Raw genomic sequence first — 5,464 nt, 5'->3', positions numbered from 1 at the left:
GGGGACGCGGCGGCCGCCGTAGGTCTGCACGGCGCGGCCTGCCGCACCGGCATCGGCCGCCGACCGCAGGTAGGCCAACGCGACCGGGTAGGAGCGCTCCATCCCCCGCAGCGCCTCGCCGGCGGGTCCGCTGGTCTGGCCGTACATCGCGGCCAGCACCGCCACCTTGGCCACCGGCCGGTCCACGTCGAGATCGGCGGCCACGGGGGCGTAGAGATCGTCCGACTGGGCGGCGGCCGCGAACCGTCGATCACCCGAGACGGCCGCGAGCACCCGGGGTTCGATCTGGCCCAGGTCGGCACGGACGAAGACGTGTCCGGGATGGGCGGCCACGGCGGGGCGCAGCGGCGCGGGCAGGTTGTGCAGGCCGTTCTGAGCCGTCATCCGGCCCGCCGCCCCGTCGCACGCGGTCCACCCGCCACGCAACCGGTCGTCCGGCCCCACGTGCGCGGCCAGCCAGGCATATCCATAGGTGGTGGCGATGCGTTCGGCCTTTCGCCACTGCAGGAGGGCCTCCACCAGGGGATGCGTTGCGCGGAACGGCTCGAGTCGCCACGCCCGGGTGTCCGGCACGACCACGCCCACGGCGCGCAGCAGCTCGCGCACGTGGACCGGGTTGCGCAGATCCGTCGACTCCCGCCCGGGGACGTGCCGCAGCACCTGCAGGTCGCGTTCGCGGCGGATCTCCATGGCGTGCCGCTCCGACTCCGGACGCGGACCCGCCGCCGCCGCGATCAGCGACTCGAGGGTCTGGCGGTGCACCGGGAGGCCGTCGCGGGACAGTTCCAGACACAGGAGCGCGGCGGCCGACTCCGAGTATGCCGTTGAGACGGCTCGGATGTGCCGCTGCGCCAACAGGATTCGCTGGGCGACCGCAGCGCGTAGGGCCAGGTCGGCCACCGTCGACACCCCGTCGGGCGTGCCCAGGAAGTCCGGGGAGAGGACCTCGGGGTGCAGGTGCCCGTCGGCCCTCGTCGCCCCCGCTGCGGCAGCCGACGACGTGAGGCCGGGTTCGGTCGGTGAGGTGAAGTCGAACAGGTCACCGGCCGTTGGTCGGGGAGCGGCCGCAGGATCGAGACCGTGCGCCCGTGCCCACACGTGACCGGGGTCGGCCTCCCACCCGCCGGCGAGGATGCGGTGGGCCTCCGCGAGGTCCCAGCATCGCCCGAGAGCCAGGCCCGCCGAGACCAGCGGGACCGCGTGCGGGTCAGCGGCCCACCAGACCCACCGCGGCCGGTGGGAGGCCTCCAGCTCACCGACGAGGGAGACGATCTGCTCGACGCTGCCGGTCCGGGCGCCGTCCGACCAGCGCACGGCCGCATGGTGCGGGCCGAACGCGACGGACGCGAGGTCGGCGCCGAGAGGCGCCTGCACTCCCTCGACGGCCATGTCACTCATCCAACCGCACCGGGGTGACACGACCGGCTCGAAGCGGCGTCGGCGGTCTCGGGGCTCCGTCGCGGTTCAGCGCGCGGGCGGGGCGGGAGGCTCCTCGCCGCTCTGCTCGTCGGCGTGGGTGCGGATGGTTTCGCCCCACTCGGCGGGCTCACCCCGGACGGGGGACCGCGTCGTGGGGTGGTCGAAGGGATCGGCCTGGTCTGGGGCATTGCCCGCCCGCTCGCTGCCGGGCCGACCGTAGCCCTGCTGCCCGTAGCCCTGCTGGCTCCCCTGACCGTACGGGGGCGGGCCGTAGCCTTGGTGCCCGTAGGTCGACTGCCCCTCACCGCGTTGGCCCTGCCCGCCATACGGTTGCTGCGGGGGCTGGCCGTACGGTTGCCCACCCTGCTGGCCATAGGGCTGCCCGCCATACGGCGACTGTCCGTACGGTTGCCCGACCTGGCCGTACCCATGCTGGCCGTAGCCCTGCTGACCGTAGGTCTGCTGGGGGTAACCGCCGTATCCGGCCGGCGCCTGCGCCGGGGCCGCGGAGGCAGTGCGGCGCAGGAAGAACAGGACCGCGGCGGCAATGAGGCCGAGCAGGATGAGGATCGGCCCGACATACGTGCCTGACGACAGCGGACCGCCCACGGCGTGGTTCGCCCGTGGGCCGATGAACAGGTCGCTCACCGCGCCCTGGTTGTCGGCGCAGATGACCGTGTAGGTCCCGGCGGCGAGGGCCTCGTTGCTGCGCGCCACCTCGTAGTAGGAGGTGCCGCCCGTCTCGACCTTGAACTCGCCGGTCGGACGCAGCAACACCTGGTCGATCCCGCCGTCACCCTTGGCGCGGCAGACACTCTCGGCGCGGACGCCCTGATCCTTGGAGTAGACCGAGAAGCCCTGGCTCCTGGAGTGCACCTGCGCGCCGGGCTGGTAGGCCGACATGGTCGGCGACCCGGAGGTGACCAGCGCGAGGACGAGCAACACGATTCCCACCACCACGAGGACGGCCGCCAACGCGAACCACGCACCACCGAACCGGGCGTCCTGCGTCGCTGAATTCCCCATGCGATTCCCCATGCCGGAAACCTACTGCATGCCGAAACCGCCGAAGCCTCACAACATCGACTTGTGCCGCACCTGCCGTTTGATCCGGCTGAGCATGGCCGCCATGCCCCGCATCCGCAGCGGTGAGACGGCGTCGGCGAGGCCGAAACGCAGCGGCGCGTCGTCCGGCACCGCGAGCACCTCGGCCACGCTGCGACCGTCGAGACCCTCGTGGAGGATGCCGGCGAAGCCACGGGTCGTGGGCGCCTCCTTGGGTGCGTCGAAGAAGAGCCGGACCGTGCGGTCCTCGGCGTTTCCACCGTCAGTGGCGGGCTCGACCTCGACCAGGAGGAACAGCGGCGACTGGCACTCGTGCACCTGTTCCAGCTGGTCGAGGTGGCCGGCATACCGCTCGGGCAGGCTCGGGAGCTCGTCGCTCAGCTCGAGCAGCAGCTGCAGCCGGTCCTTGGGCTCCACCGCGTGGAAGTCCTCCACGAGCTGGGCCATCGGCTCGGGCAGGTCAGTGGTGTTGAGCTGGGTCACAGCCGATCAACCGCCTTCTCTTGCCATCGTTTCCGTCCTCAACTCGTGGGCAACGCGTAAGCCCTTCTCAGTTGACGTCCCGCTCCACCGGCACCCGCACCGCGTTGCCCCACTCGGTCCACGACCCGTCATAGTTGCGCACCGAGCCGAACCCCAGCAGGTGGGTCAGCACGAACCACGTGTGCGACGAGCGCTCACCGATGCGGCAGTAGGCAATGACGTCGTCGTCGGCCGACAGACCGATCTCGCCCTGGTAGATGGCCTCGAGCTCCTCGCGGTCCTTGAAGGTGCCGTCCTCGGCCGCGGCACGACTCCACGGCACCGACTTCGCACCCGGGATGTGCCCTCCGCGCATGGCACCCTCCTGCGGGTAGTCGGGCATGTGCAACAGCGCCCCGGAGAACTCGCCCGGGGAGCGCACGTCGACCATCGGCTTGCCGATGTGCTCGAGCACCTCGTCCTTGAACGCGCGGATCGGCGCGTCCTCGCGCTCGACGACCGGGTAGTCGACCGGCGTCGGGGTGGGGACCTCGCGGGTCAGCTCGCGTCCCTCCTCGATCCACTTGGCGCGACCTCCGTCGAGCAGCCGCACGTCCTCGTGCCCGAACAGGCTGAAGACCCACAGCGCGTAGGCCGCCCACCAGTTGCTCTTGTCCCCGTAGACGACGATGGTCGTGTCCCGACCGATGCCCCGCGATCCCATGACCTGCGCGAACCGCGTCGCGTCGACGTAGTCGCGGGCCACCGGGTCGTTGAGGTCGGTGTGCCAGTCCACCTTGACGGCGCCGGGGATGTGCCCGGAGTCGTAGAGCAGGACGTCCTCGTCGGACTCGACGACCACCAGGCCCTGTTCGCCCAGATGCTTGGCGAGCCAGTCGGTGGACACGAGACGCTCGGGGTGGGCGTATGCCGTGAACTTCGCGGAATCGTCGGCTACAACGGGCATGTCAGGCAACCTTCCATGAGGGATCAGTCGTGAGGACGCGACTGCTTGCATCGTCCCACGCAAGGAATACTCACCCATCACAACCCCCGAGCAGGCCGGGGTATGCCGTCCGGCCCGTTAGTGCCCATCAGCTCCCGTCAGTGCCCATACGCGCCCGCCGGCGAGGACGGCATACCGGTGCTCCCGCGTGTCGCCCTCCCGGCCCGGCGGCGGGTTGCTGGCAGGATGGGGCGACGGCGACAGGGAGGGCACACGTGGGAATCTTCGGCTCGGACCAGGACGAAGCAGACGCCGACGAGAGCAACGAGCGCATGGCTCCGGCGGCGACCGGACTGGTGGAGAAGCTGCTGCACGTCGGGATCGAGGGGGCCGGCCGCTTCGACTCGGCCGAGAAGATCGCGTCGGTGGCGACCGGGGAACACCCCGAGCCGGACCGCGCGATCGACGCGATCGTCAACTCGCACCTCAAGCTGGCCGCGGCGGGCGGATTCCTCACCGGCATCGGAGGACTGGTCACCATGCCGGTGGCGCTGCCCGCGAACGTGCTCGAGTTCTACCTCGTGGCCACCAGGATGGTCGCCGCCGTGGCGTCCGTCCGTGGCTACGACATCCGCCGACCGGAGGTGCGCTCGGCGATCCTGCTCGCCCTCGTCGGCGCGGACGCCGACGACCTGCTCCAGAAGGTGGGTGTCGTGCCCGCGGGCCGACTGTCCAGCCTGGCAGCCGAGCGGCTCCCCGGGCCGGTGATGCTCGCGATCAACAAGGGCGTCGGCTTCCGGCTGGTCAGCCAGGTGGGCAAGAAGGCCCTCACCCGGTTCGGCAAGGCCGTGCCGCTGGTCGGGGGTGTGGTGGGCGCCGGGCTCGACACCTACCTGTTGCACCGGATAGCCGATCACACCAAGCACGAGTTCCCGCCGAAGTCGCGGCCGCTCCACCGCTGAGCACAGGAATGGTCCGTTCCGCCCGGACGTTGGAGTGAGGCGACGGGCGCGGCACGTGCCCGACGAGAACCCTGGAGGGCCGCGATGGCTTCGAGCACCTGGCTGCGATGGGACGCCCTGCGCTCGCTGGTGACCGCCGTGCGTGCGAGCACCCGGGCCGGCTCACCGGGGTTGCTGACCCGCGTGGCCGCGCTGCCGAGACTCACCCTCGCGACCGTGCGCGGCGACTACCGCGGTGCCACGGTGCGAGAGCTGCTCATCCTGTTGGGGGCAGTGGCGTATGTCGTGTCACCGGTCGATCTGATGCCCGAGGCGGTGCTGGGCGTGTTCGGGCTCGGCGACGACGCGGTCGTGGTCGGCTGGGTCGCGGTCACCGTCGTCAACCTCACCGAGGACTTCCTCGCCTGGGAGGGCACGCGACCACATCGCCGGGCACCGGACGTGGTGCCCGGCGACGTGATCGGCTGACCCCGCGTCGCACGCTCCTGGGCGGCTGCCCCGAAGGCCCGGCAGGGGGCGGCCCGCCGCTACAGACCGGGCGTGCCCGGGTCCTTCGGCCGGATCGGCTCCGGCGGGTCGACCGGCTCCGGGGCGGGGATGGGACCAGCGG

At 71.5% G+C, this 5,464-nt stretch carries 6 protein-coding genes; 2 read left to right on the top strand and 4 right to left on the bottom strand.

Annotated features, from left to right (window positions below):
- The 4 genes from FRW57_RS16595 to FRW57_RS16580 form a co-directional block, all read right to left on the bottom strand.
- The coding region (locus FRW57_RS16595; RefSeq protein WP_238999467.1) for a DNA polymerase at nt 1-1,398 on the bottom strand (1,398 nt) is incomplete at its 3' end.
- A 66-nt stretch (nt 1,399-1,464) separates the two neighbouring features.
- A complete protein-coding gene (locus tag FRW57_RS24805) occupies nt 1,465-2,457 on the bottom strand; it encodes a hypothetical protein (protein WP_203230376.1) in 993 nt (330 codons plus the stop codon).
- A gap of 36 nt (nt 2,458-2,493) precedes the next feature.
- The gene (locus FRW57_RS16585) at nt 2,494-2,931 is read right to left on the bottom strand and encodes a SufE family protein (protein ID WP_137120274.1); all 438 of its coding nucleotides are present in this window, start codon (nt 2,929-2,931) and stop codon (nt 2,494-2,496) included.
- A gap of 103 nt (nt 2,932-3,034) precedes the next feature.
- Nucleotides 3,035-3,913 (bottom strand): sulfurtransferase, encoded by an 879-nt coding sequence (locus FRW57_RS16580; RefSeq protein WP_137120124.1) that lies wholly within the window; start codon nt 3,911-3,913, stop codon nt 3,035-3,037.
- Nucleotides 3,914-4,167: 254 nt separating this feature from the next.
- Between FRW57_RS16580 and FRW57_RS16575 the strand changes: the two genes are divergently transcribed.
- Together FRW57_RS16575 and FRW57_RS16570 are read left to right on the top strand one after the other, a co-directional pair.
- Nucleotides 4,168-4,854: an EcsC family protein gene (locus tag FRW57_RS16575; RefSeq protein ID WP_238384488.1), complete on the top strand. Its 687-nt coding sequence runs from the start codon at nt 4,168-4,170 to the stop codon at nt 4,852-4,854.
- Nucleotides 4,855-4,938: 84 nt separating this feature from the next.
- Nucleotides 4,939-5,322, top strand: a complete 384-nt coding sequence (locus FRW57_RS16570) for a YkvA family protein (protein WP_137120125.1) — start codon at nt 4,939-4,941, stop codon at nt 5,320-5,322.
- Nucleotides 5,323-5,464 lie beyond the last annotated feature (142 nt).

It is taken from the genome of Segeticoccus rhizosphaerae (assembly GCF_009192725.1).
Taxonomy (GTDB): domain Bacteria; phylum Actinomycetota; class Actinomycetes; order Actinomycetales; family Dermatophilaceae; genus Segeticoccus; species Segeticoccus rhizosphaerae.
The sequence above is the reverse complement of the archived record's forward strand: the minus strand, read 5'-3'. Positions and strand labels throughout refer to the sequence as shown.

Bases quoted from the DNA above. Each gene is read 5' to 3' on its own strand.
- FRW57_RS24805 (WP_203230376.1), bottom strand. From the start codon at position 2,457: ATGGGGAATCGCATGGGGAATTCAGCGACGCAGGACGCCCGGTTCGGT.
- FRW57_RS16585 (WP_137120274.1), bottom strand. From the start codon at position 2,931: ATGGCCCAGCTCGTGGAGGACTTCCACGCGGTGGAGCCCAAGGACCGG.
- FRW57_RS16580 (WP_137120124.1), bottom strand. From the start codon at position 3,913: ATGCCCGTTGTAGCCGACGATTCCGCGAAGTTCACGGCATACGCCCAC.
- FRW57_RS16570 (WP_137120125.1), top strand. From the start codon at position 4,939: ATGGCTTCGAGCACCTGGCTGCGATGGGACGCCCTGCGCTCGCTGGTG.